The sequence below is a fragment of the Brevibacterium linens ATCC 9172 genome, from assembly GCF_900169165.1.
GTDB classification, from domain to species: Bacteria; Actinomycetota; Actinomycetes; order Actinomycetales; family Brevibacteriaceae; genus Brevibacterium; species Brevibacterium linens.
In genome coordinates this window covers 1-23,970 of sequence record NZ_FXYY01000038.1, presented here as the reverse complement: position 1 = coordinate 23,970, position 23,970 = coordinate 1, and the positions used below count along the sequence as shown (strand labels likewise).

Sequence of the window (23,970 nt, the reverse complement as noted above, 5' to 3'; positions counted from 1 at the left end):
TAGCGGAGTACCAGATCAGTCCGGGAGCTGGTTCCCAGACCGATCATCCCTGCCTTTCGACTCCTACCGAATATTCTTGAAGAAACTAGTCGTTGCCCCTTGACTTAAAACATAGGGGCACCCCCCCATCTGTGACGGCGGTAACGCTCGGATCGAGTACGTTAAGAAGCTTCGTGAGACTGCCTTGCTGCCATGCCTCTTTGAAAGCTTGGTTAACCGTCCTGTTCGACGCGTCCAGAGGTGGCGCTCTTTGCTCGTTTCCTCGCTGACGAAGCGAGTTGGCGGCACGCATGAGGGGTACGCCCGACGATTTCCGCGATCTCGGCGAAGGAGTATTGGAACACGTCATGCAGGACGAAGCTGACGCGTTCGGCGGGTGACATCTTGTCGAGGACGATCAGGAGCGCCATGGAAACCGACTCATCAAGTGATATGCGGTCGGCAGGGTCGGCGGATGTGGTCCCCGAAGGTTCGGCAACTCTGACGTCGAAGGCAGGGATCGGCTCGGGAAGCCACTCGCCAACGTATACTTCGCGTCGTTTGCGGGCCGACCGTAGTTGGTCGAGGCAAATTCGGGTAACGACTTTGGTGAGCCAAGCTCCCGGCGTCTTGATCGCATTCCGCTCTGACGGCGGTTGGCGGTACCAGCGGAGATAGGCCTCTTGTACTGCGTCTTCTGCGTCAGATGCTGATCCGAGCAGGTTGTAGGCGACGGACAGTAGGCGAAGCCGCTCGCCTTGTACGACTTCGAGGAAAGACCTGGCGGATTCGGTGTGGCTGTCACGGGGAACCATGGCGATCACTCGTGCTTCCGTCGTACCCGAAGTCGGGTGTGGTCTGATCCTTGGCGGTATGCGGGACTACTGTCTGCATGTGCGGGCTCCTTCGGCGGTGTGGTCCGTCTGGTGTGACTCTGGTAACACTTCGACGGAGCAGCGGTTCAAAACGTCAGGTGCGCTGGTCATCGCGGCTCCCCGCGGCGGCATTGGGTGGGGGACGGTCGCTTCGAAGCCTCCCTACGGACCAGGTCAAGGACGGTGCTAAGGGCCAGTCCCGCCGGTCGCAGTCCGAGGCCCGGGACCGCCCGCTCCGGCTGCGTTGCGACTCGCCTTAGTCGCTGAAGTGCGGGAGTCCCGCCTCACAGATCGCAGCGCCGCGTCGTCTCTTAGTTGGTCAGCTGAAGTGCCACGGGCCAACGAAAGGGATACTTGTGCCACGCGAACATTCGCCGAGAACGAGAGCCGTCGACCGGGTCGGCAGTTGGATAGACAAGCGCGTCGGAGCAAGCACTTGGCTGGCAAAGCTTAGGACCAGGGTGTTTCCCGATCATTGGTCGTTCTTCTTTATCCATATCGCCCTGGCGTCATTCATCGTCTGCATGTTGTCGGGCGTCTTCCTGATGTTCTTCTATGACCCGTCAGTCGAAACAGTCACGTACCAAGGCCCATATGAGCCGTTACGAGGTGTAGAAACCTCGCGAGCATTCACATCGACCATGGAGCTGTCCTTTGAGGTCCGCGGTGGGTTGCTCATGCGCCAACTGCATTCCTGGAGCGCATCGCTCATGATCGCGGCTCTGATTCTTCAGATCTTGCGAGTCTTCTTTACCGCCGAGTTTCGCAAGCCGCGGGAAATAGCTTGGATAGCTCTGTTCGGCTGCCTCATGACGGCGATGATGGCGGGACTGACAGGGCACTTCCTTCCGGATGACATGCTCTCAGGCAGCAGTCTTGCAGTCCTCGACGGCGTCCTAAAGGCCATACCAGTGATTGGTACGACTCTTTCATCACTCTTCTTTCAAGGCAGCTTTCCATCCGGAGCGATAGCAACGGTGTACCCGATGCATGTCCTCATCCTTCCGGCACTGATCGCCCTATTCGGTCTTGTCATCGCTTTTCAAACATTCCGTCACAAGCCCACTCAGTTCCCTTTGCCAGGGAGGTCCGAGAACAACGTGGTCGGGAAATCGCTCGCCCCCGCCACAGTCAAGCGATTCGGTCTGATGCTCATGGTGTCTGGCATCCTGTTCCTCATCGCCGCCACTGTGACGATCAATCCGATCTGGACCTATGGCCCCGCTGACCCAGGTAATGCTTCGGCCGGGGGCGGCGCTCTCTGGTTTGTCGCGTTCCTGGACGGGGCGCAGCGACTCGTACCGCCAGGATGGGAGATCGTCTTGAGTGGCTATACGCTCACTCTTGCGATCCTGGTTCCCGTCGCCGTATGTGGGTTGTTCTTCGTCGCTGCAATCCTGTACCCATTTATCGAATCGTGGATTTCCGCCGATAAACGCGATCATCATCTGCTGGTCCGCCCCAGGAATGCACCCGCACGTACCGGTATAGGCATTGCCGCAATCGTCTTCTACGCGGTTCTATGGATAGCTGCCGGTTCTGACGTCATCGCTTTGCACTTTTCTCTCAGCAACGAGGACGTCATTCTTGCGCTCCAGGTGTCACTGTTCCTCGGACCCATCGTTGGCTTCAGTATCGCTCGACGGATCTGCCTCGGCCTGCAGAGAAAGGACAAGGAGATCGCACTGCACGGTTTCGAAACGGGGAGGATCGTGCGTCTACCGAGCGGCGAATACCAGGAGATACACGCACCGGTTGATGAGTTCCAACGATGGGAGCTTGTCAACTATGAGTCTCCCTCTCCACTGCATCCGCGGCCAGATGAGTCTGGGCGGATTCGAATCAGGGAGAGGGTGCGAGCGTTCTTCTCTCGCAGGTTCTTTGAGGATCGTGTCGTTCCGCCTTCGCCAGACGAGGTTCGGGAGCTTCGCGGTCACTCATCTGCTGAGCCACAAGCGACGGAATCCTCTGAGAACCCCCGGACTGACGGTTCTCCTGTGCGCGACGACACCGCTCGACGTTCTGGTGGAGCAGACCTCACACTCTGATCGTGTGCTTCGTCTTACCTGTAGGGGGTGGTCTGCCCCCGCTGTATAGTCTCAATCAAGAGCCGCCTTGCCTGCTCGAGCTGGCCGGTGGCGAGGAGGAGGGATCATGCCGGACGCCACTGAGTCGGCTGTGACTGAGCCGCCGAGCCTTGGGGACGCCGTCGAAGAGCGCAGTATCCTACTCGGCCTATGCTATCGACTCCTCGGGTCGCTCAGCGATGCTGAAGACGCTGTTCAAGATACGTACATTCGCTGGTATCGGCTTGAGGATTCTGCTCGCGAGGACGTGCGATCGCCACGCGCTTGGCTAATTACGACCGCGAGCCGAATCTGTTTCGATCTTCTCGGCAGTGCGCGCGTTCGTCGAGAGCTTTACGTCGGCGAGTGGCTCCCTGAACCTATCCCCGATCCAAGTGCCTGGACAAGCAGCTCATCTCAAGCTTCGATCGACCCAGCAGATCGAGTAAGTATGGACGAGTCCGTCTCGATGGCCCTCTTAGTCGTGCTGGAGTCGATGACGCCAGCTGAACGCGTGGCTTTCGTTCTGCATGACGTCTTTCGATTCACTTTTGCAGAGGTCGCTGAGATTGTCGGAAGATCACCGGTCGCTTGCCGTCAGTTGGCGTCTTCCGCACGAAAGCGGATTCGAGATTCGCGCCAGATTGCCGTGCCGAGTGAAGAGCATGCTGCCGTCGTCCGTTCATTCAAGAACGCTTGGAGCGAAGGCGACATTGGTGGGCTTATTAAGTTGCTGGACCCCAATGTCACGGCGGTCACCGATGGTGGCGGGCTCGTTTCTGCTGCTTTGGAGCCGTTGTATGGCCCGGAGGAAGTGGCTCGTTTCTTCATTGGCGCGTTTGGCCGCCAACCGGGCCTCCATATCGAGGAACAGGTTGTCAACGGGGAGGCTGGCCTTGTGGCGACCTCCGAGGGGAAGATCGTTGCAGTCATTTCTGTGAATGTGAGTTCTGGAATGGTGGATCATATCTGGGCCGTGCGGAATCCGGAAAAGCTAGCAGCGTGGGAGTGAGGAGCGTACACGGTCCTCAGACGCCAGAATGTTCGCAAGGCCGCACTTCTCTCAGATCTCCATGGAGCCCTGCGCGACTGGAAACGAGTACTTCAATTGTAAAATGAGATCCACATGGCCCGACATCGCAGACGGAAGAAGCACCATGCCGTTCAGAGCCGCGCACTGTGTCTCGATACCGGCAAACGTCAGTACGGAGACTATGGTGACGCCGCGCGGGTCGCGTTGCGCCGCTCGCGTTATGCCGGTCCGTTGCGGATCTATGAGTGCCCGTCGTGCGGGGCGTGGCACCTGACCAAACGGCGCAGCTGGGGCAAGCCCCCGGCGTCCTAGAGGCCGCGTGCCGGTCCGTCTCGACGGGGCGTGCTCCGGGCGGGGTCCCGGTCGTCGGAGAGCTGCCGCTGCCGTTCCCGGAGCGCTGTCTCGCGGGTTTCGGCGGCGCCGCGTTTGACCTCGATGAGATACACGGCCTGATCCGGCGGCAGTCCGCGGAGCTCGGCGGCGTCGGTCCGCGCTTCTTCCGCCGACGCCGTCCACATTGCCGCCTGCCTCCGGGGGCTGGTGCGCAGGTAGCGGTCGGGGTCGCGGCGGACGTTGTCCGCCCCGTGGAGGCTCGCCAAGAGTGTGAGCCGGTCGCGGCGTTGCCGCTCCTGCAACCCGGTACGTGCCTGCCGCGCCTCGACCACGGTCGCGTCAGCCTCCACTACCTCGGGAGCCTCCTCGGTCTGCTGGGAAGCGACACGGCCCGCCCACGCGTGAAGCTCGCCCGGGTGCCGTGGGAGAGTGCCCCACTCTGCGGACAGGCGACCGCGCCGGGCCTGGGCGTGCTCGCGGGCGGTGTCGTGCTCGCGTTGGGCACGCCGCTTACCGAACCAACCGGCCGTCGCCAGTCGCCCGGCGGCCTGAGCCTCCTCGCCGACAGCGTCGAGGTACTCCCGCCCTTCGGCCTCGGCGCGTGCCTCCAGGGGCGCGAGGGTCTCGGCCCGCACGGTCGCGGCGTGCTCCTCAGCCGTGGCCAGGGCGCCGGTGCTCTCGTCCGTCTCCTCCCGATGCCGAGCCGACAGCACGGCGAACTGGTCACCGACCTGTTCCCACCAGGCCGCTCGCTGCTCAGCCTTCTGCGCCAGCCCGTCAAGGCGGGCCAGCTCCTCCGAGACCATCGAGACGGGTCCGTCCTTGACCAGACCGGCGATGGCCTCGTGTGCTCGGGTGGTGGCGTCGTCGAGTCCGCGGTCGGCGTGGTCGCGGCCCATCGCCTCGATAAACTGCGCCTTCGCGTCCGCGAGGTCCGCAGCGACAACATGGAGCTCGTTACGGGCACTGCCACGGGTAAGGCCGACGTATACCGCCGCCGCGTCGTGGGCGTCGGAGAGCACCGTGTGCGCACTGTCGACGGTCGCGCCTTGAACGCCGTAGGCGGTGGCGGCGTAGGCCAGGTGCACGTGCTCGGCCACGTACTCGGCCGGAAGGGCAACCGTGACGCTGTGTTTGCGGTCGGTGCCGGTCTCGATCGCGTGCACCGCACCGTCCTCGTCGACGCTTTGGATGGTGAAGGTCTGCCGGTTCGCGACCCGCAGCTCGGCATCATTCTGCCGCGCCTGCACCAGATCACCCACACCGATCGCCAGACCATCAGAACCGGTCACGGTACGGGTGTCGTCGACCTCGCCGGCTTCGACGCGGACGGTGCGGATGCGCTCGTTCAGGGCGGTGGCTTCGTCGTTGGTCGCCACGGTCACAGCATCCTCGGGGGGCGTGTGCTCGGCGATGTGCTCGCGCAGCGCGTCATCGTCGGCATGCAGCCGGACCAAGCCGAGCGAGTGCAACTGGTCGAAGATCGCCGCAGGGTTCTTCCCGTCGCGCATCCGCAACGTCAAGGCCGCATAGTGTTCGTCGTCGAAGCGGTGCAGCTCGCTCATATCCACAGTTGCCCCGCGGATGTGCGCGGCCATATCGAGCACGCCGCCGCGACCGACCGCGGGGAGCTGGGCGCGGTCGCCGACCAGCGCCACCGACGCCCGAGACTCGCGGACGATGGTGAGGAGGGCCAGCGCGGTGTCCTGGTCGAGCATCCCGGCTTCGTCCACGATCACCCGCTCACCCCGCACCAACCGAGCACCCTGCGGTGGACCCATATAGGTCTGGCCCGTGGTGGGGTCGGTGTCGCCGGGCTTGAGGCGGGTCCAGACGCCGTCGTCGTTCCACCTGAACCCGTGCGCGTACACGAGCGCAGCCACACTGTCGGCTGGCACCTTTAGGGTCTCGCCTGCGACCTGGGCGGCCTTCTTCGTCGGGGTCACTACTCTTGCTGCCCGGCCGTCGTGGTCGAGGGCTTCGATGGCAGTGGCGAGCATGGTGGTCTTCCCCGACCCCGCCGCCCCCTCGACCACGACGAGCGGGTCACGGGAGGCGACCGCGGCAGCAGCCTCCGACTGTCCAGCGTCGAGGCCGTGCTCGGCGGCAAGCGTACTGAGGTCGGGGCGGCGAGGCTCGCGGTTCGGGGCCTGCACTTCGAGCCGGTCACGCAACTGCGTCTCGGCCTCCACAACCCGCAGCGAGGTCAGATGTGCAACATGCTCAGGCTGTACCGCACCGGGCGGCAACACGGAGAAGCAATCTCCTATTGCAAGGTCAGTCGCGAGTTGTACGAACTCGCGCAACTCCTCGCCGGTTGCTTGCACGCCGTGGTCGGTGGTGATGCGGGTGACGTGCTCGCGCAGCGTAGACACCGTCCACGTCGACCCACCCGCCGCAGCCCGGTCCAAGGCACGGCTCGCGACCTCCTGCACGCGCAGGTCATCGACGGAGACCCGCTCGGGTGCGGGTGCACGGGTGAGGGTCTCGGGATCGTAACCGGCCTCGACCAGCTCCTGCCGCCACGCTTCTTCGTCGCCGAGGTCGGACGGTTTCTTGTTCGGCCGCTCATGCGCCCACGCCTTGTGCAGCAGCCGCGCGCGGACGACGGGGCCGGGCTCCTCGCCGGGGTGCGCGGCCTCCCACTCGGCCTCCAACCGCTTCAGGTTGCGTTCGACCTGATGGGCACGCTTGCTCATCACCGGGTTGAACGCCTCCAACTCCGTCACCTCCCCGGTGACGGGATCCAGCGTGAGCCCGTGCCGGTCCAGGGTTGCAGCCAATTGCGGGTTCGCCGCGATCACCGCAGCACCGAGTGCACGGATCGCACCCTGTTGCTTGAACAGGACCGCAGTATCGAGGGCACGCCACTTGCCCGCGGCGGGCACGCGAGTGCCGATCTGGAAGTGCACGTGCCGGTGCGGATCACCCGCACGCGACGTGCGGTGCACGACGGCGACAGTCTGCACCGACTCCGCCGGGATGATTTCCTGCTGCCCGCGCGGGCCGACACGCGTGTAGGCGTGCTGTGCCAGCCATCGGCGAATCTCGGCCACCGCGTCCTGTTGCGCGGCGTCGAGGGCATCGGAGACCTCCGGGTGCAGGGCGGCAGCGATCGACAAGTTCTTGGGGGTGTTGACGACCATCTCCGCGAACCGCGGGGAGCCCTTCCGGACCTCGCCAGCTTCACGCGGGGTGCCCATCCGCTCCCCGGTCAGCGGGTGGGTCCAGTCCACCCAGCCGGCGTACTGCTCCGGGTCCAGGCCGGTGTTCGCGACGACCTCACCGGCGGCGTTGGTGATGGTGAAGTCCGCGAGGGCGGTGCCGCCTTCGAGGTAGTAGTCATCCGCGGTGGACCGGTCGGATTCGAGGTACCGGCGCGCGGCGGTTCCGGGTCCGCGGAAGAGGGTCACGCCGCCTTTCATGCCGGTCACCGCCTTCCTCACGAGTCGCTTCGTGAGGAAGGTGCGCGGGCACTACCGCAGGTAACATGCGTCCATTCGTCTCTTCCGGTGCGGGGCTCATGAGAGAGACCGGAGTAGGGGGCGGCGGAGCCGGTGCGGTCGGACTCGGCTGGGGTGCTTGTTCAGCGGCGGTACGGAGGTCCGTGTGGCTGCGGGGCGTTGTCCATGGTCTGCTGGTGGTGCATCTGGGAAGATGGAGACTGAAGGACAGGAGATGGGTTGATGGTGTTCCGGGGTGAGGTCCGTTCGGTCGGTGAGCTGCTCGCAGCCTCCCTGGTCGAGCCCGGGCCTGTGCTCGCGACCGATGTCGGGGTGCGGCACACCGCGGCCGGGAACGCGAAGGCCTGCCGGAATCTCCTGGCTGAGGGCGAGGGCCTGGACGCGTGCTGGCGGTTCGGTGTCCTCCAGACCCTGGATGACTACACGTCCACGCTGCGCCGCGGTGGCCCGGGCCTCGCCGCCGGGGTGTTCGTCGATGAGCCGGAGCTGACCGGGGCCGGCGAGGCGGATGCCGCGTTCGCGGCGTTGGCCGATCATCTGGCTGAGCGCGACGGCTGGTCGCCACCGGTGTGGGCTCTCGACCCGGCACGGCGCACCACGGCCTGGTATCCCTCGGTGCCCGCGATCTTCCGCGCAGACGCGGACCGGGAGAGCCCGCGGGCGTTCCGCCAGCGCGGGATCTTCCTCACGGCCCGGTCGCTGTTCAGGGCGTGACCGGGCGGGTGGCAGCAAGCAATTCGGCGACGTTCGTGTCCAGGTCCGATGTTGGTCGGTTGGCAGTCACCCCTGGGTCCAGTTGCACCACTTGATCTGCTCTTTGGATGAGCCGTTCGGAGTGGGTCGCGGCGATGACGAGGCGGTCTTTGCGCAGTTGGTCAATGGCTTCGAGGACTGCTGTCTCGGTGTGAGAGTCGAGATGGGCTGTGGGTTCGTCGAGGAGAAGCAGCGGTCGGTCGCTGGCGAGGGCGCGAACGATGGAAAGACGCTGTCGTTCGCCGCCGGAGAGGCTGGTTCCTGCCCGTTCCAGGGGCGACTCGATGCCATCAGCGCCGAGCCTGTCATCGAGGTTGAATGCTGTGAGGAGAGTCCGCAGTGTCGTTTCGTCAGGCGGGTTGGCCTCGTCTGGGGTGAGGAAGGTTCGGACCGTTGCTCCGAGAGTGGGCGTGCCTTGTTCGACATAGGCGATGGAACGCCACAGCTCCGGCGGGGACCAGTGCGGAAGATCCTTTCCGCCGATGTGCATCTGGCCGGCGGTGACGGGAGCGAATCCTGCAATCGCGGATAGGAGTGTGGTTTTCCCGGCGCCGCTGGGTCCGACGAGGCATACGAGGTCTCCGGCGCGTGCGGAGAATGACACCGGTCCGACGACGGCGCCATCGGCGGGTTCGAGGATCGCGTCGGTGACTTCGAGCCGGTTGATAGTCGGCGCGGGCACTGGAGCAGATGAAGACGGTTCCGCTTCGGATGGGAGTTGCTCGATCCGGGATTGGGCTGCTTGGGCAGTGCGTACCTGTTGGATCAGTTCGGCGTACTTGGCGGCAGGAGCGAGAAGGATGGCTAGAGCCCCGAGGAACCCGGAGAGGTTGGCCACGGACATGGCATCGATCGATACCAGGAGCATTCCGAGCGCGCCGAGGGCGACAAGCAGAAGCATTGATGTCGTCTTGACAATGAGGTCGACAAGCGCTTGAGCATGTCCGACGCGACGCTCTGTGACGGCGACCTCGGCAAGCCGGGTCTCGAACTCACGTCGGTAGCTCGCGCCCAGGCCGTACACGGTTGCTGAGCGGATCGAGCGAAGGTACTCGCCGATGTCTGCTGCCGTCTCGGCCAGCGCATTGAGCCCGAAGGCAGCGCGTTCTTTGACGGGCTTGATGACGATGCCGATGATGAGGCCTGCGACGATGAGGGCAACAAGCAGAGCGAGCGTAAGCCTCCATTCGAATCCGACCATGAGCACCAGGCAACCGACAACTGTGATCACGGCGGTACGCCGACGAATCGCGTCGGCCGTGAGCAGGGGCTCGAGCTCGTTGGCGTAGTGGCTGTAGAGCGCGGTCGCCTCGCCGACCCCGAGCTTCTCGACGGTTCGGGGCCTGAGGCCGACCAGCCTGGCCGCGACGGTCAGGCGCAGTCGATGCATCTCTGAGGCGGCGATGCGGGTGAGGAGCACCACCTGAGCGGCAGCAAATGCTCCGGCGCCGATGATGGCGGCGAGCATTGGCACGAGCACCCCCATGCCAACCGGTGCGCCGTCTAAGACTCGTGCGACTCCAGAGGCGATAGCAACAGGGACGATGAGTTCGACGATGGCCGCGATGACAGCGACTGTTTGACCAGCCCAGCGGACGCTGCGTCGTGAGCGCGCTTGTACGACCAGCAAATGATCCTGCTGAGCGGTTGTCGGCGCACTCATCGTGCTACCCGGTCGCGGCGGAGGCTGGCGACGGCAATGATGGCCAGCAGCAGGGCACAGATCGCGGTGGGCAGGACGTGTGCGAGTTCCGGTTGCGGGAGCATCAGCTCGGATGTCGCCGTTCTCGGCAGCCAGGCGCTGGCGTCGGCGAATAGGCCCGAGAGTGCTGGTTCCAGCCCGACGATGTAGACGAGCATGCAGATGGTGATGACGATCCACCTCCGGGTCAGGGCGGAGAGGCCGAACGCGAGCACAGCGATCACCACGGCTTGCATCGCAGCTCCAAAGACCGGGGAGCCGCCTGCTTCCCACACGGTGAGGTGAGCCAGATCAGCGGACTGAGCCCGTGCAGCTTCGGTTGCGGCGAGGGTCACCGCTGCGGTGGCGGCACCGGCGATTCCGGCGATGACCGCCAGCAGCACCAGGCGTACCGCGAAGAGGAACCGGAGGCGGCGGGCAGCCACGCCCATCTGGAGCAGCGCCCCTGATGTGAGCTCGCCTCCGGCGAATCGGACCCCGACGATGATCGCGGCGATGGGTACGAGCATTGTCAGGCTGCTTCGCGCCATCGACGCTAGGTCGTCGTTGGTGGATTCGGCGGTGAGGGTGGTGTCCGTTTGGAGTTGAACGCCGTTGCCGCCCGATGACGTGGAGCCGGTCGCTACGGAGATGGCGAGATAGGTCAGTGCCGCGGAGACGGTGATGAGAGCGCCGATCGTGATGAGGACGACGGGATCTCGCACCCATCGGCTTGTTTCTGTCCGCGTGATGCGGGGGGCGTTAGAGGCGGTCATGGAACTTCTCCTCAAGTGTGGCGTGACGTTCGTCGGCGGCGAGGACGCTGATGCCGGCGGTGGTGAGAATCCGAGTAGCGGCAGTTGCCTCGTGGGTGAAGACCACGGGTGCTCCGGTACTGTCTCGGCGGCAATGGATTCCTGCGTCGGTGAGCAGCATCTGTGCTCGACTGGTGGCGTCGGAATCCATTCGGAGGATCGTCATCGTGCTGGCACCGACGAAGTCCGCGGTCTGGCCTGCGAACATCAGATGCCCGTCGTCGAGGACGATGAGCTGGCTGCATAGGGATTCCACGTCGTGCAGGTCATGGCTGGACAGCAGGACGGTCCTGCCCTGGCCAGCAAGCATGATGATGACTTCCCTGATCCGCTGGCGCGTATCGGGGTCGAGTCCATTCATCGGTTCGTCCATGAGGACGATCCTGGTGCCAGCGAGGATCGCCGCGGCCAGGAGCACGCGTTGCCGGTTGCCAAGGGAGAGACGCCGGAGCCGGGTCTTCATCTCTGCGGCGATGTCGACGAGTACGGCGGCGTCATCGATCTGTTCGTTAGTGGCTCCGCAGAGGCCGGCGATGTAGCGCAGGTTCTGCCGTACGCTCCAGCCAGGCCAGAGGGCCGTACCGTCGACGGCCGCCCCCAGCCCTCTGCCCGCCGCTTCTGAGTCGGCAAGGTTCTCTCCGAAGAGGAAGGTTGTTCCGGAGCTGGGTCGCTGGACGCCCGAGAGAATGCGCAAGAGCGTCGATTTCCCGCTGCCATTGGCACCGACGAGACCGATGACCGTTCCTTGGGGCAGGGAGAAGGAAATGTCTGTCAGCGCACTGCGGGGCCCGTAGCTGTGGCTAATCTGCTCGGCAATGCAGATGGTGGTGTCGCTGCTGTCCATGATGGGCGCCTGTCTTTCGTGTGCAGGAAGCGGGGTGCTCCTCCGCATATCGACCGTGCGGAAGAACACCCCGTTTCGGTTGTGTGGTTCAGCCGCCGTAGCTGGCGCAGACGACGACGCCGACACTGACGCAGAAGCCCATCCGCGGATCGGTGCCCGGCCGGACCTGGACCAAGGGTGTGTTGGCCGCGCGTCCGTCCTCGGGCATCTCGAACTCGCGGGTGGTCAGCCGCAGCCCGTCGGGCGTGGGCACGCCATGCTCCCTGAGGGTGGGCACGTTCGCCGTCTTCGCGGTGTACTCACGCCGCTCGGAATACGTCGGCAGCGCGGCGATTCCGTTGACGTAGTCGAGGAACCCGTCGGTGGAGATGATGTCGATGAACTCGTTGATCTGCTTCGTCACCGTCTCCTTGTTGACCTGATGACGGATCTCGTCGAGCGTCCGATCCACTTCGGTGTGGTCGGTGGTTTCCATGACAGACATGGCATTTCCTTTCGTGGGGTGAATACTCGTGGGGTTGAGTATTCAGATGGGGGTGTTACTGCTGGTTCTACTCGCCTCGGGCTGCGAAAGCTTTCAGCGCGGGGAACCAATGTGCATCCTTTGTCGTACCGGACCACCAGGTGTATCCGATCAGCAAAGCGATGCGTTCTCCGGTCCTGAGGTCCAGGACCAAAGGCGCGCCGAGTCGCTTCAGGGCGCCGAAGGAGGGGAATCCTCCTCGTGCGCCGCCGGCAGCGACTCTGCTGTACTCGGGGAGGAAGCTCATCGAGACATGGGCGATCTCGTTCGGCATCAGCGTGCGCCAGGACCCGAGACTCAGGCGGTCGTCTGACAGGTCGATCCGGCCGCGATGAGGGAAGAGCATCTGCTGATTGACGATGGCTAGCAACCGTCGGAGGGAGGAGTTCTTGCGCAACTCGTCGACGGTGGCGGCATGGTAGGTGTCGTGTAGCGCTGTTCCGTTGCCTCTCACGTCGGTGGAAAGCATCAGCCTCACGCCCTCGCCGGAATCGACTCGTTGTCGAAGGTGTACGTCACCTTGCGCACCCCATCGGACATGAGCTTGGTGACGCAGAAGATCGTCGGCCGGTGGTCGCCGAACTGAGACCGCTGGATCTTGATCCCGTCCGGTGTGTGGATTCCCCGCTTGCCGAGCTCGTCAGCATCGAGCAGGACTGTGCGGACGTAGCTGTCGCGGTCCTCCGGAGGGAGGTCGTAGAGTTCGCCCAACAGGGAGACGAATTCGTCCGTGGTGATGAAGTCACGGATTTCTTCGAGTCCTTCACGCGCTTCCTTTTGCACCGCTTCACGGGTCAGCGGCGGGAGCTGCGAGTCTTCCTCGACTTTTGGATAGTCGATTCTGGTCAGGTTCTCGTATTTGTGTGTGCGGTCATTCATGGCGATCCTCCGCGTTGAAAATCTGGCGTGAACAGGATTTCCTGTTGCCATCTACGCTCCCAAGATCATGGTGTCGCCCGCATCGGCGGAGCGGATAGACAATTCCTCGCCCGATCGGCCTAGAGAACAGGCTGTTGTATAGGCCGTTCGGACGCGAATGCGCTGTGACCGCGTCGCGGCATGAGCGTGTCGGCGCGCTCTGTGGGCGGGTGTGACCGGCGGTGCCGGGCAGGGTGGCTTCGTGACGGTTCTCTAGCCGAATGGCGAAGGACGGTGGGGAGGTAGAATCAGGAGCAGGACGAGCCACGCGGACACGAGGGGATGGACAGTTCCCGGGAGGCGGTGAACGGATGCCAACGACACCTCGACCCGAGCCCGTGCATCGCTCGACAGACTGGGCACGGTCGGCCGCGTACGTGCTCGTGATCGCCTCACTAACTGTTCTCGCGGCCAGTGGGATGAACGGCTGGCCTCAGGTGATCCTCATCGGGCTGGCCGCCCTGGGGGCCGCTGCCGCCCTCGTCCGCGAGGAATACCCGTATGCACTGCTCGTGGTGGCGTGGGCGACGACGGCGTTTGCCACCCAAGTACTGCTCATCCCAGCACTATTCAATCTCGGAGTGCGACGCAAAGGTCGGCGCGGGCTCCTCGCCATCGCCTTGACCTTCGTGCTCTTGGGTGTTGTCGCGGCGCGAGGGGAACGTCTCGTATCGGTCGATGGCGTTGACCTCGAAGCCTGGACCAGCGTCGGCAGTTGGTTGCTCAACAGCATCGTCGTCGTACTCGTCCCCTACCTCATCGGCACCGCCGTCGCGGCGCGCCGAGACCTCACCGACAGCTACCGGATTCGTGCCGAGCATGCCGAGGCCGAACGATCAGCGCGAGCGGCTGAGGCTGTCCTGTTGGAACGTGCCCGCATCGCCCGCGAAGCCCATGATGTGCTTGGGCACAAGCTGTCTCTGCTAACCATGCAAGCCGGAGGACTCGAACTCAATGCCCACGCCGGAGGGGAGGTCGTGGAGAAACAAGCACAGCTCATTAGACGAAGCGCCCGTGCGGCCCTCGACGATCTCCGGTCCATCATCGGCTCGATCGAGACTCCCGACTGGCTGGATTCAGAGGCAACGGAACGATCACTCGTTCCCCAGGACATCCTCGGGATCGAGAAGCTCATCACCGAAAGCCGTTCCAGCGGGGCGATCGTCGACCTCGTGTCCTCCGATCTGACCACACCCGAGATGCTTCCGGAGAAGACCACGCGAGCGGCGTACCGGATCGTCCAGGAGGGCCTGACCAATGCGCATAGGCATGCGCCGAGCGCGCCAGTGATCGTGTCGCTTGCGGGATCTCCGGGACAGCACCTGGTCATCGAGGTCAGAAACGCTGTGACAGACCCTGTCTCCGAGACAGAACGCCCCGGCCACGGAGGGCGAGGGCTACCCGGCCTCCAGGAACGCGCGCGTACGGTCGGCGGCGAACTGACAGTCACCGAGTCCGACTCCGTGTTCATCGTCCGAGCCGACCTGCCGTGGCCGGCAGCTGATACCGACCAGACGGAGGCGAGCGGATGATTCACGTCCTCATCGTTGACGACGACCCGCTGGTCCGGGCCGGTCTTCGGTTCATCTTCGACTCTGCTGACGACGTTGAGTGCGTCGGAGAGGCTACTGATGGGAAGGAGTCCATCGTCGAGGTCGAACGGGTTCACCCTGATGTTGTTCTCATGGATCTGCGGATGCCGGGCATGGACGGGCGTGAGGCCACCGCCGAACTGATGAAGCTCCCGGAACCCCCGAAGGTCCTGGCCCTGACGACTTTCGACACTGACGCGCACGTCCTCTCAGTGCTCGACGCAGGAGCCAGCGGTTACCTCCTCAAGGACACGCCTCCCGCCGAGATCATCGACGCGGTCCGTGAAACGGCCGAGGGCCGCACAATTCTCTCATCGCGCCACGCGAGAGTACTCCTCGACAAATACTCGGAGAACGGCAACAATGCCAGAAAAGATCAGGCGATTGAAGCCCTTTCCCAACTGACCGAACGCGAACGAGAAGTCGTCCAGTACGTGGCCCAAGGACTCACGAACGCTGAGATCGGTAAACGCCTGCACTGTTCGCCCGCGACAGTGAAAGCACATCTCGCCAGCATCTTCACCCAGTTGCAGATCACCAATCGTGTCCGATTGGCTGTCCTCGGACACGATGCGGGCCTCTCGGACTCGCCGACATGAGAACAAGATGCCTCAAAGTGGACCTCACATGATCAGGCGCGGAAGATGAGACCGAGCGCGCGAGCCACGATTTCCGCAGAATCAATCCACGGATGGTATGACCGGATGCTGGTCGAGGACGTGGTCGTCCATGGCATCACTCGTGAAGCGTGAACCCTGCTTTCGGCGCTGCTGCTAGCGCGGATGTCCGACGCCACCGACGAAGACGAGCGGGCGCAGTGGGCCTCCCGCCGCCGGCTGGTCAAGCAGCAGACCAGAGCGCTCGACCCGACCAATCGGACCGGGCTGATCGCGCAGCAGCAAGCGTGGATGCGACAGGCACACGACCTGAGCTGAGCACCCCACAGAGACGAGAAAGCGATGTCCGGGAAGCGGCCCGTACCTATCTCGCGACGGACTGCTCGCACTGCGCTACTCGGATCAATCACCGTGTATGCACCGGCAGGATGAGGGTCCGGAACGGTAGACTAGGGGGTGGCAGGTGAGCATGGAGGAGGAACCAGCATGGCGACCACGAAGACGCTGTCGCAGGCCGAGATCGACCGGCTCGAAGCACAGGTTACCGCAGGCCAGCGGATGGCCGGCGAAGAGGAGACCGACGCCGACCGTGCCCTGGGCCGAAAGGTGCTCGCCGGGGAACTGTCCGCCGACGAGGCCATCGCCCAGCGGCTGGCGCAGATCGACGCCAAGTACGGCATCACCCGGTAACCGGGCGCACGACCTCGCGGCCAGGGGTGGGCACTGATGCCGGATCATTACACGTATCCTGGCACCGAAGTGCTCGTCAACATCCCCGGCTACACCGACCCGGCGGCGTGGAAGGAAGCCGAGACCGCGGTCATCGGTCTGCGTGTCCGCGAGCTGGCTCGGACACCGATCTCCGGCAGTTTTGTACCTGGCGCACTTGCAGGCGATCCATGCCCGGCTGGTCGAGGGCTTCTACACCTGGGGTGGTCAGTTGCGGGATACGAACACCGGTCCGGGTGGGACCGGGATCGCGCACTGCCTGCCCGAGTTCATCTCCGACGAGGCCGATCGTGTCTTCGGGGCTCTGGCGGGGATGGACTATCTCAAGGGTCGTGATCGTGCCGGGTTCTCCGCGGGCCTGGCCTGGACCTGGGGTGAGACCACGGCGATCCACCCGTTCCGCGACGTCAATACTCGCAGCCAGTTCACGCTGTTCAATCAGCTCGCCGTCGAGGCTGGTTGGGTGATCGACTGGAACCAGATCGATCCGAATGTGTTCGCCCACGCGCGGACCGTCGCGATCTACCGTGCCCCGGACGGGCTTGAGGCGCTGCTGCACCCGGCGCTCATCCCGGTCGCTTCCATCAGGGCCGATGATCTCCCGGAGCGGATGGAGCAAGCAGCAGCGGAGTTCACTTGCCCCCGACCGCGACGGGACGTTGAGGCGCTGGATCGGGAGTTGCGGGCGGCGCTACAGCGGCGGGCAAACCAGCTCGACCCCGATCCACCCTTCGGGCCTCCGCCCCGGCGCGGGCCCGGCCCTCAGGATCGAGGGCTTGGGCTATGAACCAGCACGAAGTCGAGGAGCCCGTCAGGAGAACGGATCCGCAAAATGTGCGGACCCGTTGACCACCCGCGCGACGGGCAGTCGGAGGCAGAAGACCTGGTCGTACGGTGCGGGAAAGTTTCGCACACAGTTGATGACGCCCCGCGACGGTGCCGCCGAGTACGGTGGTGTCGAATCGGCACCACCGTGCCATCAGCCAAGGCGGGTCAACGGGGCCGGAAAATTTCCGGGACCGTTGCGCGACCGCCGCGGTCCCGCAAAATTTGCAGGACCGTGCCTCCGGCCACGGGGGTGGAAAATTTTCACCGCCGTCAACGGTCAACGGTGGTGCCACGCTGGCACCACCGTGGAGATCCCAGGTGACGCCACGGTGACTGCAACGTGCAGGCACCCTGAAGGCTCGCCGGTCCGAGGGCTGGCGGTGGTGCAAAATTTTCACCACCGGCAGGCCTGACGGGTGACTGCTACGGAGGTGCCGAATCGGCACCCCCGTGCCCGACCCCGACCCCGACCGTGGGGCCTTGACAGGGACGACAGCACTGACCATCCACATATAGTAGCTCCCGGATACTCGGATGTCTACATATTGTGGTTGCTTTTTTCTGGCCACGGGTGTAAGAGCGTACCTGTCAGTTATGAACAGCATCCCAACACCCCCAACCGGCACCACTACGACGACGAGGCCGCGTCTGGCGATCGACGACGAGGCCCTGACCGAGCCCGACCGGGAGGCGATCCGGCAGGCCGCGAAGACCACCGCCGCCCGCTTCCCACCCATGAGCGCTGAGCAGGCTGAGATGATCCGCCACCAACTCCGCGGCGACACCACCTACTGAACTGGCACTCTGCCCTCTCTGGCTTCGAGCCCCGCGTCCTTTAGAGCGCGCGGGGCTCGATAAGGACCCGCTCGGGCTCAAACCTGTTCTGCCCCCGATTCTGCGTTTGGCGGATGCGGACGTTGAACGTGGCCTTGATGATCTTCCGCCGTTCCGCCAACGGCAGGCCCGCCCACGCGGCGGGCACGTCCTCAGCGGTGACCAGGGCGCGGACGCGGTCATCGGTCACCGGCGGGATGAGCGCCTGCTCCGCCTCAGCAATCTGGGGGCGCAGCGCTGCTTCCAGCTTGGTCAGCGTGTCGAGGTTCAGGCTCCCGGCCGCGTACTGCTCGATCACCTCGTCCAGGCGGGCCTGCAACGCCGCCCGCTTCTGCTCAGCAGCCCCGGCGACCTGGAGCCAGCTGTTGTCATCGTGGCCGGTGAGGCGGGACAGGTTCGCGGGGTTCTGGAACCACTCCAACACGACCTGCTCGACGTAGGCGTCCAGGCCCGGCTGGGAGATCATCGTCTTATAACACCCCCGGAACTGGCACTGATACTTCACCGCGGGAGTCCTCTCCTTCTTCCGCAGCGTGGCCCGCTTCAGCGGCCTGCCGCAGTAGTGGCAGCGGGCGATGTGGACCATGAGGGTCTTCGCAGCCATCCCGCCCCCGCCCTTGACCCGCCGGCCCGGGTCAGCGAACAGGCGCTGGAGCTTCTGGAAGTCCTCCCAGTCGATCAGCGGTTCCCACTGGGCGTCACCGACGACCTCGCCCCGGTAGACGCGCTTGCCCGCGATCGTGGGGTTCTGGAGCACCTGACGGACCGTGTAGGTGTCCCAGCCGCGAGGGCTCTCGGCCCACGGCTTCTTCGGCGTCGGCTCCCCGGCATCCTGCAACCGCATCGCGACCGAGTACATGCTCTTACCCGCCAGTACGTCCCGAGCAGCGTCACGAACGATCTGCCCCGTGTGAGGGTCGGGTTCCTGGCGCAGCAGGACACCAGTGTGCTGGTCGTAGACCCGCCGGTACCCGTACGGGAGGCGACCGTGGGGGCGGCCCTTGTCGGCGTTGAGCTTGACCGTGCGTAATTGCCGTTCGCGCATCGTGTTCGCATCTGCCTCGGCGCGGAGGAATTCAAACCCCATCATGAACGAGTCATCGGAGCGGGCGAAGTCGTAGACCCGTCCGTGGGTGAGGTAGAGGACTCCGGCACGCTGGCAGGCCTTGCGCAGCTGCACGTAGACCTCCATGTCGCGTCCGGCACGAGACGGCTCCCAGGAGGCGAAGCCGCCGTACTTGCCGGACTCGATCAGCGCCATCGCCTCATCGAAGCCCTCCCGTTCTTTCTTGCGCCATTGGGAGGCGGACCGGTCGGCGTCGCGGACGATCGCTTCCGGGTACCAGCGGATCGGCAGGCACCAGCCGACCATGTCGGTGAGCTGGTCATCGATCGAGCGCATCAGCTTGTGCCGGTCCTGCGAGGCCCGCCCATAGAGGATCGAGCCGATCCAGTCGTCCTCGGCCATCTCCCTGAGTCGCTCGACCGCGGCCCGCAGGTCCGGCGTGAGCAGGGGCAGCTCCAGGAGCCTGTTCGTCGTGGTGTTCATCGTGGTGGTGTTCATGAACATGAGGTGCGTCTGCCTTCCCTCTATCCCTTGAGCCTCATCGACGAGCCGGTCAACGGCCTCGATCCCGAAGGCGTGACCTGGGCGCGCGAACTGCTGGGCTCCCTCGCCGCCGAGGGACGCACCGTGTTCCTCTCCTCGCACCTGCTCACCGAGCTGTCCCTGATCGCCGACCACGTCGTGATCATCGGCCGCGGGGAGATCATCGCCGACTCCCTCATCAGCGCGCTCACCGTCCCCGACGACGACCGCGTGCGGGTGCGCACGAAGGATGTTCGCAAGCTCAGCGCCCGCCTCGCGGCTCCGGGCGTCACGATCACCTCGTGCGAACAGGACGTGATCGAGGTCGAGGGGCTGAGCACCGAGCAGATCGCCCGCGCCGGCCAGGAGGACGGAGCGCTGGTCACCGAGCTCACCCCGCAGCGCCAGACCCTCGAAGAGGCCTACAACCAGCTCACTCGCGACGCCGTCGAGTTCGTCTCGGCCTGACCGTCCCGGGCCTACCCATCACGAAAGGATTCCCTGCGATGACCACCACGGCATCTGTACGACGTGACGCGCCGAGCCCGGTCGGGCTCGGCGGAGCGACCGCCTCCGAATGGATCAAGTTCCGCGGCCTCACGTCCAACCACGTCCTGACCGCCTTCACCCTCCTGTTGCTCATCGCCAACGGCCTGGCGATGCCCTGGGCATACGTCTACCGCGACCGCAGCTCCCCCAAGGCCGACTACGACGCCTACCCCGAGATGATCGTCGACAAGACCGGTTACGTGGGCATCATCCTCGCCGTGCTCGCCGTGCTGATGATCACGAACGAGTACCGCTCCGGCCAGATCGGCACGACGCTGCTCTCGGTGCCACGGCGCACGCCGGTGCTGGTGGCCAAGTCTGCCATCATCGCCGGGGTCTCCTTTGTGATCGGCATCGTCAGCTCGGCCATCGGCTTCGCACTGGCCCCCGCGATCCTCGGCATTGGCGGGTACAGCTATGACCTGAGCCCAGCGGACGCCCTGCGCCTGATCCTTGGATCCGGGCTGTATCTGGCGACGCTGAGCATCATCGGCATCGCTGTCGGTGCGCTCATCCGCAACGTGGTCGCCAGCGTCCTGGGCGTCATCGTCCTCCTGCTCATCGTGCCCGTGATCCCGCAGATGTTCACCGAGTATGGTGTCGAGATCACTGGGTTCTTCCCTATCCAGGCGGGGTCGCAGCTGCTCGCGAGGCCGGTCTCCGGCGGACTGGGCCCGTGGACGGGCTACCTGGTGCTGCTCGTGTGGTCGGTCGTCCTCTTCGCGATCGCAGCGATCACCTTCAAACGGCGCGACGCTTGACCTCATCGGTGATGTTATGGCGGAATCCGGCACGCGGAGGACAATGGAAGGACCGACAATGACGGCCCGGGGAGAACGATGAGCACGCGCACCGAGCAGCTGGCGATGGACGCCGCCGACGTCGACCGTGCCCTCGGCGGCAGACTGCTCGGTCTCGCCCAGCGCCATCCAGGTGCGATCGACCTGCTCGTCGCGACTGCCTGCCTCGCCGTGCAGATCCTCGTGCTCGTCATCGCTCCGCAGCGGCCCCTGTGGCCGTTGCTGGCGTACGCAGGCGTCTCGAGCGCGCTGCTGCTGTGGAGACGCAGGTTCCCGGTAGGGGTCCTGGCCGTGATCGCGGTGATCAGCACGGTCGGCGCGATGCTGCCCGTGCCCTCCCCCGCGGTGATAACGATCCCGGCCGCGGTCATGGTCTACACTGTGGCCGCCTCACGCACCATCGGGTGGGCTCTGGCCGGCTATGCCGTCGCCGTCGTCCTCCCCGCCCTAGGAACATTCGTTGCCGCTTTGGTACGGGACGACCCCGCGCACTCAGCAACCCTGCTCGAGCCACTCGTACTCGCGGTGCTGGCTCTGGGCATCGCCGTGCGCGGTGCGACGCAGCGAAGGGAAGCGCTGGCAGAACTGATGAACGAGCGCCTCGCGACCGCGCGGGTCGTCGAACGGCAACGCATCACCGCGGAGATGCACGATGTGGTCGCCCACTCGCTCTCGACCATGGTGGCGCTGGCAGACGGGGCCAGCAGCGGCTGGGAGAAGCATCCTGAGCGTTCGGCTCAGGCACTGGTCAAGCTCGGAGACGTCGGAAGGACCGCGCTGACGGAGATGCAGCGCATCCTCCAGGTCCTACGCGAAGACGATCCGGTGCTTGACGACGAACTGCATCGATCGGGCCACAACGTCCCCGACCTTGAGGAGCTCGTTGATGTCTACCGCATCGCAGGTCTTCCGGTACGCCTGTCCCGGAAAGGACGGAGCGTCTCCGATGACCCTATCCTGGCCACGACGATCTACCGGATAGTGAGCGAAGCGCTGACTAATGCACTGCGCTACGCCAAGGGAGCCACACGGGTCGAGGTGGACCTCGAAGCTGTCGGTGACGAGCTCACGATCCGCGTCAACGACAACGGCCACGCGGATCCCGGTACTCCGAGCCAGGGAGCCCACCGCGGCCTCGTCGGTATCGCCGAACGGGCCGCCGCACACGGGGGCACCAGCACGGCTGGTCCTCGTCCCGGAGGCGGCTGGACCACCACAGCAACACTGAAGATCGGCGACATTACCGAGGAGAAAAGCAGACGATGAGCGCTCCACAACCATATAGCTCGGCATCCTCGGATTCAGCCACCGCGATCTCGATTCTCGTAGTCGACGACCAGGAGCTCACGCGAATGGGAAACGCACTCATGCTGGAAGCGGACGACGACCTGAAGGTCGTCGGTGAGGCTGCTTCGGGAGAGGAAGCTGTGCGACGAGTCCGGGAGCTTCGACCTGATGTGGTCCTCATGGACGTGAGGATGCCTGGCATCGGCGGGATTGAAGCAACCCGGATCATTACCGCCGCTCACCCGAACACGAAGATCATCGTCTTCACCACATTCGATGTCGACGAGTACGCCTTCGACGGCCTCCAGGCCGGAGCCAGCGCCTTCCTACTCAAGAGCAGCGCTCCCGAACAGGTCAGAGCAGCGGTGCGGACGGCCAACGCGGGCGAGGCGGTGGTCGAGCCACGGATTACCAAGTACCTCGTCGATCACTTCACTTCGCGCACCCCGGCCCCTCCACGTGCTCGGGCCGCTAATGACCAGCCCAGCTCATCCAATCCGTTGGACCAGCTCAGCCCGCGCGAACGGGAAGTGTTCCACTCGATGGCAGCCGGCCTGTCGAACTCGGAGATCTGTGAGGCGTTCCACCTCTCGCCGGCTACGGTCAAAACGCATGTGAACCGGGTCTTCGCCAAGTTGCACCTGCGCGACCGTGTTCACGCAGTGATCCTCGCTTACCGGCTCAGAACACCCCGGAGTTAAAGGGCCATGACGCGCTGCAGGAATTGCACAACTCCCAACTGCTGATGCTTGCGAGGTGACGCCGCTCACAGAAAGGTCAGAACGTCCTTCCCCACGGCAACCCTGGCAGAAGGCGGTCGGCCGCCTGCTGGAAGCACGAGACATCGACAGTGGAGTCGTGTGAGTGGGCCACCGCGTGTTGTCGTTGTCTCGGCTGAAAACGCCGACCAGCAGCGAGGTCTTGCGGATAAACTCTCTGCACCTTATGAACTCGTCGAAGAGTCGTCTCATCGGTCGATCATCGGCTATCAGTCTCATTCGAAGATTGTCGCGACTATCGTGAGGGAAGTCGTCAGTGGAATCTAACATTGTCAGCACTGCCCTTGGCATCGCTGCGATTGGGGCCATTGGGGCCCATGTCGCAGCTACAACACTGCAAAATACACCAGATTCTTACAACCTGGATATGCGTCCATACGTGGGAGGATGGACGGTGCCGGGCTGGAGGTTTTTCGCACCCAACCCGGCAACCAGAACGTACACGTTTTAGTGCGTACTCGCGACACTGAAGGAACACTGGTCAGCAATTGGAAAGATGTCACCCCACCCGTCCATCACAGTACTTTTAATGTCCTCATCAATCCACGAAGTCGCGGCCCGAAAGCGCTCTTCGATGCGATGCAACAGTTGACCGTGATGCGCGATAATTACGCGGGACTCGACTGGATCTTCAAAAGTCTCCCCTATGAACTGGTCGCAGATACCTGCCGGGGCCTATTACAGGACGCTGTTGGACCACGATTTCAATATCTACTGATGAATTATGTCCCATCGGCGCCCGAAAGCGAACGTATGCAGCCGATCCTCGTCTCGCAGTGGCTGGCCGTCAATGCTGAGGGGGTGACAGGATGACCACCGATGTCGGAGAATATGGCGTCTACGACGGTTCTGAGGTGCATCTGCACATCACAGGATCGATCGGAGCCGCGCTCGTTCCTTGGTGGATTCACTGGTTCAGGCATATCAATAAGGACGTCGTGGTGAACGCTTCTATCTGATTCGCCCCGGGAATAATGGAGACAGTGAAGCCACGGAAAGGACTTCCCTGTCATGCCCCAAAAGAAGTACCCCCTCGAGCTACGCGAACGAGCAGTCCGCATGGTCCTCGACGCCCTCGAAGCT

The 23,970-nt window shown here is 64.2% G+C and carries 24 protein-coding genes; 15 read left to right on the top strand and 9 right to left on the bottom strand.

The window, feature by feature from the left end:
* Positions 1-212: 212 nt before the first annotated feature.
* Positions 213-794 (bottom strand): sigma-70 family RNA polymerase sigma factor, encoded by a 582-nt coding sequence (locus BLIN9172_RS16960; protein ID WP_233429349.1) that lies wholly within the window; start codon positions 792-794, stop codon positions 213-215.
* Between the two features lie 416 nt (positions 795-1,210).
* On the opposite strand from BLIN9172_RS16960, the gene qcrB reads away from it, so the two are divergent.
* The gene (gene qcrB, locus BLIN9172_RS16955) at positions 1,211-2,902 is read left to right on the top strand and encodes a cytochrome bc1 complex cytochrome b subunit (RefSeq protein ID WP_441092009.1); all 1,692 of its coding nucleotides are present in this window, start codon (positions 1,211-1,213) and stop codon (positions 2,900-2,902) included.
* A gap of 106 nt (positions 2,903-3,008) precedes the next feature.
* The gene (sigJ, locus tag BLIN9172_RS16950) at positions 3,009-3,932 is read left to right on the top strand and encodes an RNA polymerase sigma factor SigJ (RefSeq protein ID WP_101556088.1); all 924 of its coding nucleotides are present in this window, start codon (positions 3,009-3,011) and stop codon (positions 3,930-3,932) included.
* 329 nt (positions 3,933-4,261) lie between these two features.
* Here the strand turns inward: sigJ and mobF are convergent, their stop codons facing one another.
* The gene (mobF, locus tag BLIN9172_RS16940) at positions 4,262-7,711 is read right to left on the bottom strand and encodes a MobF family relaxase (RefSeq protein WP_233429450.1); all 3,450 of its coding nucleotides are present in this window, start codon (positions 7,709-7,711) and stop codon (positions 4,262-4,264) included.
* Positions 7,712-7,972: 261 nt separating this feature from the next.
* On the opposite strand from mobF, the gene BLIN9172_RS16935 reads away from it, so the two are divergent.
* Positions 7,973-8,464, top strand: a complete 492-nt coding sequence (locus BLIN9172_RS16935) for a hypothetical protein (protein ID WP_009883844.1) — start codon at positions 7,973-7,975, stop codon at positions 8,462-8,464.
* Here the strand turns inward: BLIN9172_RS16935 and BLIN9172_RS16930 are convergent.
* The 6 genes from BLIN9172_RS16930 to BLIN9172_RS16905 form a co-directional block, all read right to left on the bottom strand.
* Positions 8,454-10,166 carry an ATP-binding cassette domain-containing protein gene (locus tag BLIN9172_RS16930; RefSeq protein ID WP_101556085.1) on the bottom strand — a complete coding sequence of 571 codons (1,713 nt, stop codon included), beginning with the start codon at positions 10,164-10,166 and terminating at the stop codon, positions 8,454-8,456. The two genes, BLIN9172_RS16935 and BLIN9172_RS16930, sit on opposite strands and share 11 nt — an antisense overlap.
* Complete coding sequence (locus BLIN9172_RS16925) at positions 10,163-10,960, bottom strand: hypothetical protein (RefSeq protein WP_233429449.1); 798 nt, start codon at positions 10,958-10,960, stop codon at positions 10,163-10,165. Before BLIN9172_RS16925 ends, BLIN9172_RS16930 begins: the two co-directional genes overlap by 4 nt.
* Positions 10,947-11,843 (bottom strand): ABC transporter ATP-binding protein, encoded by an 897-nt coding sequence (locus BLIN9172_RS16920; protein WP_101556083.1) that lies wholly within the window; start codon positions 11,841-11,843, stop codon positions 10,947-10,949. The genes BLIN9172_RS16925 and BLIN9172_RS16920 overlap by 14 nt, the downstream gene beginning before the upstream one ends.
* Positions 11,844-11,931: 88 nt before the next feature.
* Complete coding sequence (locus BLIN9172_RS16915; RefSeq protein ID WP_009883848.1) at positions 11,932-12,327, bottom strand: hypothetical protein; 396 nt, start codon at positions 12,325-12,327, stop codon at positions 11,932-11,934.
* Between the two features lie 67 nt (positions 12,328-12,394).
* Positions 12,395-12,835, bottom strand: coding sequence for a hypothetical protein (locus tag BLIN9172_RS16910; protein ID WP_050773395.1), 441 nt, complete (start codon positions 12,833-12,835; stop codon positions 12,395-12,397).
* Positions 12,836-12,840: 5 nt separating this feature from the next.
* Complete coding sequence (locus tag BLIN9172_RS16905; RefSeq protein ID WP_009883850.1) at positions 12,841-13,245, bottom strand: hypothetical protein; 405 nt, start codon at positions 13,243-13,245, stop codon at positions 12,841-12,843.
* A 377-nt stretch (positions 13,246-13,622) separates the two neighbouring features.
* Here BLIN9172_RS16905 and BLIN9172_RS16900 point away from each other — a divergent pair, with 377 nt between their 5' ends.
* From BLIN9172_RS16900 to BLIN9172_RS16880, 6 genes are all read left to right on the top strand, one after another.
* Positions 13,623-14,816 (top strand): sensor histidine kinase, encoded by a 1,194-nt coding sequence (locus BLIN9172_RS16900; protein WP_205751080.1) that lies wholly within the window; start codon positions 13,623-13,625, stop codon positions 14,814-14,816.
* Entirely contained in the window at positions 14,813-15,475 is a 663-nt protein-coding gene (locus BLIN9172_RS16895; protein WP_009882038.1) for a response regulator transcription factor, read from the top strand. The genes BLIN9172_RS16900 and BLIN9172_RS16895 overlap by 4 nt, the downstream gene beginning before the upstream one ends.
* 183 nt (positions 15,476-15,658) lie before the next feature.
* Positions 15,659-15,811, top strand: coding sequence for a hypothetical protein (locus tag BLIN9172_RS18255; RefSeq protein WP_009882039.1), 153 nt, complete (start codon positions 15,659-15,661; stop codon positions 15,809-15,811).
* Positions 15,812-15,979: 168 nt separating this feature from the next.
* Positions 15,980-16,183 carry an antitoxin VbhA family protein gene (locus tag BLIN9172_RS16890; RefSeq protein ID WP_009882040.1) on the top strand — a complete coding sequence of 68 codons (204 nt, stop codon included), beginning with the start codon at positions 15,980-15,982 and terminating at the stop codon, positions 16,181-16,183.
* Positions 16,184-16,364: 181 nt separating this feature from the next.
* Complete coding sequence (locus tag BLIN9172_RS16885; RefSeq protein WP_170286961.1) at positions 16,365-17,009, top strand: Fic/DOC family protein; 645 nt, start codon at positions 16,365-16,367, stop codon at positions 17,007-17,009.
* Between the two features lie 635 nt (positions 17,010-17,644).
* Entirely contained in the window at positions 17,645-17,845 is a 201-nt protein-coding gene (locus BLIN9172_RS16880) for a hypothetical protein (protein ID WP_101556080.1), read from the top strand.
* Between the two features lie 40 nt (positions 17,846-17,885).
* Here BLIN9172_RS16880 and BLIN9172_RS16875 read toward each other — a convergent pair whose 3' ends face one another.
* A complete protein-coding gene (locus BLIN9172_RS16875; protein ID WP_240812219.1) occupies positions 17,886-19,448 on the bottom strand; it encodes a recombinase family protein in 1,563 nt (520 codons plus the stop codon).
* Between the two features lie 9 nt (positions 19,449-19,457).
* Between BLIN9172_RS16875 and BLIN9172_RS16870 the strand changes: the two genes are divergently transcribed.
* From BLIN9172_RS16870 to BLIN9172_RS18250, 6 genes are all read left to right on the top strand, one after another.
* Positions 19,458-19,940 carry a DUF8746 domain-containing protein gene (locus BLIN9172_RS16870; RefSeq protein WP_101556078.1) on the top strand — a complete coding sequence of 161 codons (483 nt, stop codon included), beginning with the start codon at positions 19,458-19,460 and terminating at the stop codon, positions 19,938-19,940.
* A 38-nt stretch (positions 19,941-19,978) separates the two neighbouring features.
* On the top strand, positions 19,979-20,782 hold the full coding sequence (locus tag BLIN9172_RS16865; protein WP_101556077.1) for an ABC transporter permease: 804 nt from the start codon (positions 19,979-19,981) through the stop codon (positions 20,780-20,782).
* Positions 20,783-20,860: 78 nt separating this feature from the next.
* Positions 20,861-22,087 carry a sensor histidine kinase gene (locus BLIN9172_RS16860; RefSeq protein WP_101556076.1) on the top strand — a complete coding sequence of 409 codons (1,227 nt, stop codon included), beginning with the start codon at positions 20,861-20,863 and terminating at the stop codon, positions 22,085-22,087.
* Entirely contained in the window at positions 22,084-22,809 is a 726-nt protein-coding gene (locus BLIN9172_RS16855) for a response regulator transcription factor (protein WP_101556075.1), read from the top strand. Before BLIN9172_RS16860 ends, BLIN9172_RS16855 begins: the two co-directional genes overlap by 4 nt.
* Positions 22,810-23,274: 465 nt before the next feature.
* Positions 23,275-23,700 carry a hypothetical protein gene (locus BLIN9172_RS16850; protein ID WP_205751081.1) on the top strand — a complete coding sequence of 142 codons (426 nt, stop codon included), beginning with the start codon at positions 23,275-23,277 and terminating at the stop codon, positions 23,698-23,700.
* Positions 23,697-23,846, top strand: coding sequence for a hypothetical protein (locus BLIN9172_RS18250; RefSeq protein ID WP_170286962.1), 150 nt, complete (start codon positions 23,697-23,699; stop codon positions 23,844-23,846). Before BLIN9172_RS16850 ends, BLIN9172_RS18250 begins: the two co-directional genes overlap by 4 nt.
* Positions 23,847-23,970 lie beyond the last annotated feature (124 nt).

What these genes read in the sequence shown, in the direction of transcription:
- BLIN9172_RS16905 (WP_009883850.1), bottom strand. Translation starts at nt 13,245, where the DNA reads ATGAATGACCGCACACACAAATACGAGAACCTGACCAGAATCGACTAT.
- BLIN9172_RS16860 (WP_101556076.1), top strand. Translation starts at nt 20,861, where the DNA reads ATGAGCACGCGCACCGAGCAGCTGGCGATGGACGCCGCCGACGTCGAC.
- BLIN9172_RS16935 (WP_009883844.1), top strand. Translation starts at nt 7,973, where the DNA reads ATGGTGTTCCGGGGTGAGGTCCGTTCGGTCGGTGAGCTGCTCGCAGCC.
- BLIN9172_RS16880 (WP_101556080.1), top strand. Translation starts at nt 17,645, where the DNA reads ATGAACAGCATCCCAACACCCCCAACCGGCACCACTACGACGACGAGG.
- BLIN9172_RS16960 (WP_233429349.1), bottom strand. Translation starts at nt 794, where the DNA reads ATGGTTCCCCGTGACAGCCACACCGAATCCGCCAGGTCTTTCCTCGAA.
- BLIN9172_RS16915 (WP_009883848.1), bottom strand. Translation starts at nt 12,327, where the DNA reads ATGTCTGTCATGGAAACCACCGACCACACCGAAGTGGATCGGACGCTC.
- BLIN9172_RS16920 (WP_101556083.1), bottom strand. Translation starts at nt 11,843, where the DNA reads ATGGACAGCAGCGACACCACCATCTGCATTGCCGAGCAGATTAGCCAC.
- BLIN9172_RS18250 (WP_170286962.1), top strand. Translation starts at nt 23,697, where the DNA reads ATGACCACCGATGTCGGAGAATATGGCGTCTACGACGGTTCTGAGGTG.
- BLIN9172_RS16865 (WP_101556077.1), top strand. Translation starts at nt 19,979, where the DNA reads ATGACCACCACGGCATCTGTACGACGTGACGCGCCGAGCCCGGTCGGG.
- BLIN9172_RS18255 (WP_009882039.1), top strand. Translation starts at nt 15,659, where the DNA reads ATGTCCGACGCCACCGACGAAGACGAGCGGGCGCAGTGGGCCTCCCGC.
- mobF (WP_233429450.1), bottom strand. Translation starts at nt 7,711, where the DNA reads ATGAAAGGCGGCGTGACCCTCTTCCGCGGACCCGGAACCGCCGCGCGC.
- BLIN9172_RS16875 (WP_240812219.1), bottom strand. Translation starts at nt 19,448, where the DNA reads ATGAACACCACCACGATGAACACCACGACGAACAGGCTCCTGGAGCTG.
- BLIN9172_RS16895 (WP_009882038.1), top strand. Translation starts at nt 14,813, where the DNA reads ATGATTCACGTCCTCATCGTTGACGACGACCCGCTGGTCCGGGCCGGT.
- BLIN9172_RS16910 (WP_050773395.1), bottom strand. Translation starts at nt 12,835, where the DNA reads ATGCTTTCCACCGACGTGAGAGGCAACGGAACAGCGCTACACGACACC.
- BLIN9172_RS16850 (WP_205751081.1), top strand. Translation starts at nt 23,275, where the DNA reads ATGGACGGTGCCGGGCTGGAGGTTTTTCGCACCCAACCCGGCAACCAG.
- sigJ (WP_101556088.1), top strand. Translation starts at nt 3,009, where the DNA reads ATGCCGGACGCCACTGAGTCGGCTGTGACTGAGCCGCCGAGCCTTGGG.
- BLIN9172_RS16890 (WP_009882040.1), top strand. Translation starts at nt 15,980, where the DNA reads ATGGCGACCACGAAGACGCTGTCGCAGGCCGAGATCGACCGGCTCGAA.
- BLIN9172_RS16930 (WP_101556085.1), bottom strand. Translation starts at nt 10,166, where the DNA reads ATGAGTGCGCCGACAACCGCTCAGCAGGATCATTTGCTGGTCGTACAA.
- BLIN9172_RS16855 (WP_101556075.1), top strand. Translation starts at nt 22,084, where the DNA reads ATGAGCGCTCCACAACCATATAGCTCGGCATCCTCGGATTCAGCCACC.
- BLIN9172_RS16925 (WP_233429449.1), bottom strand. Translation starts at nt 10,960, where the DNA reads ATGACCGCCTCTAACGCCCCCCGCATCACGCGGACAGAAACAAGCCGA.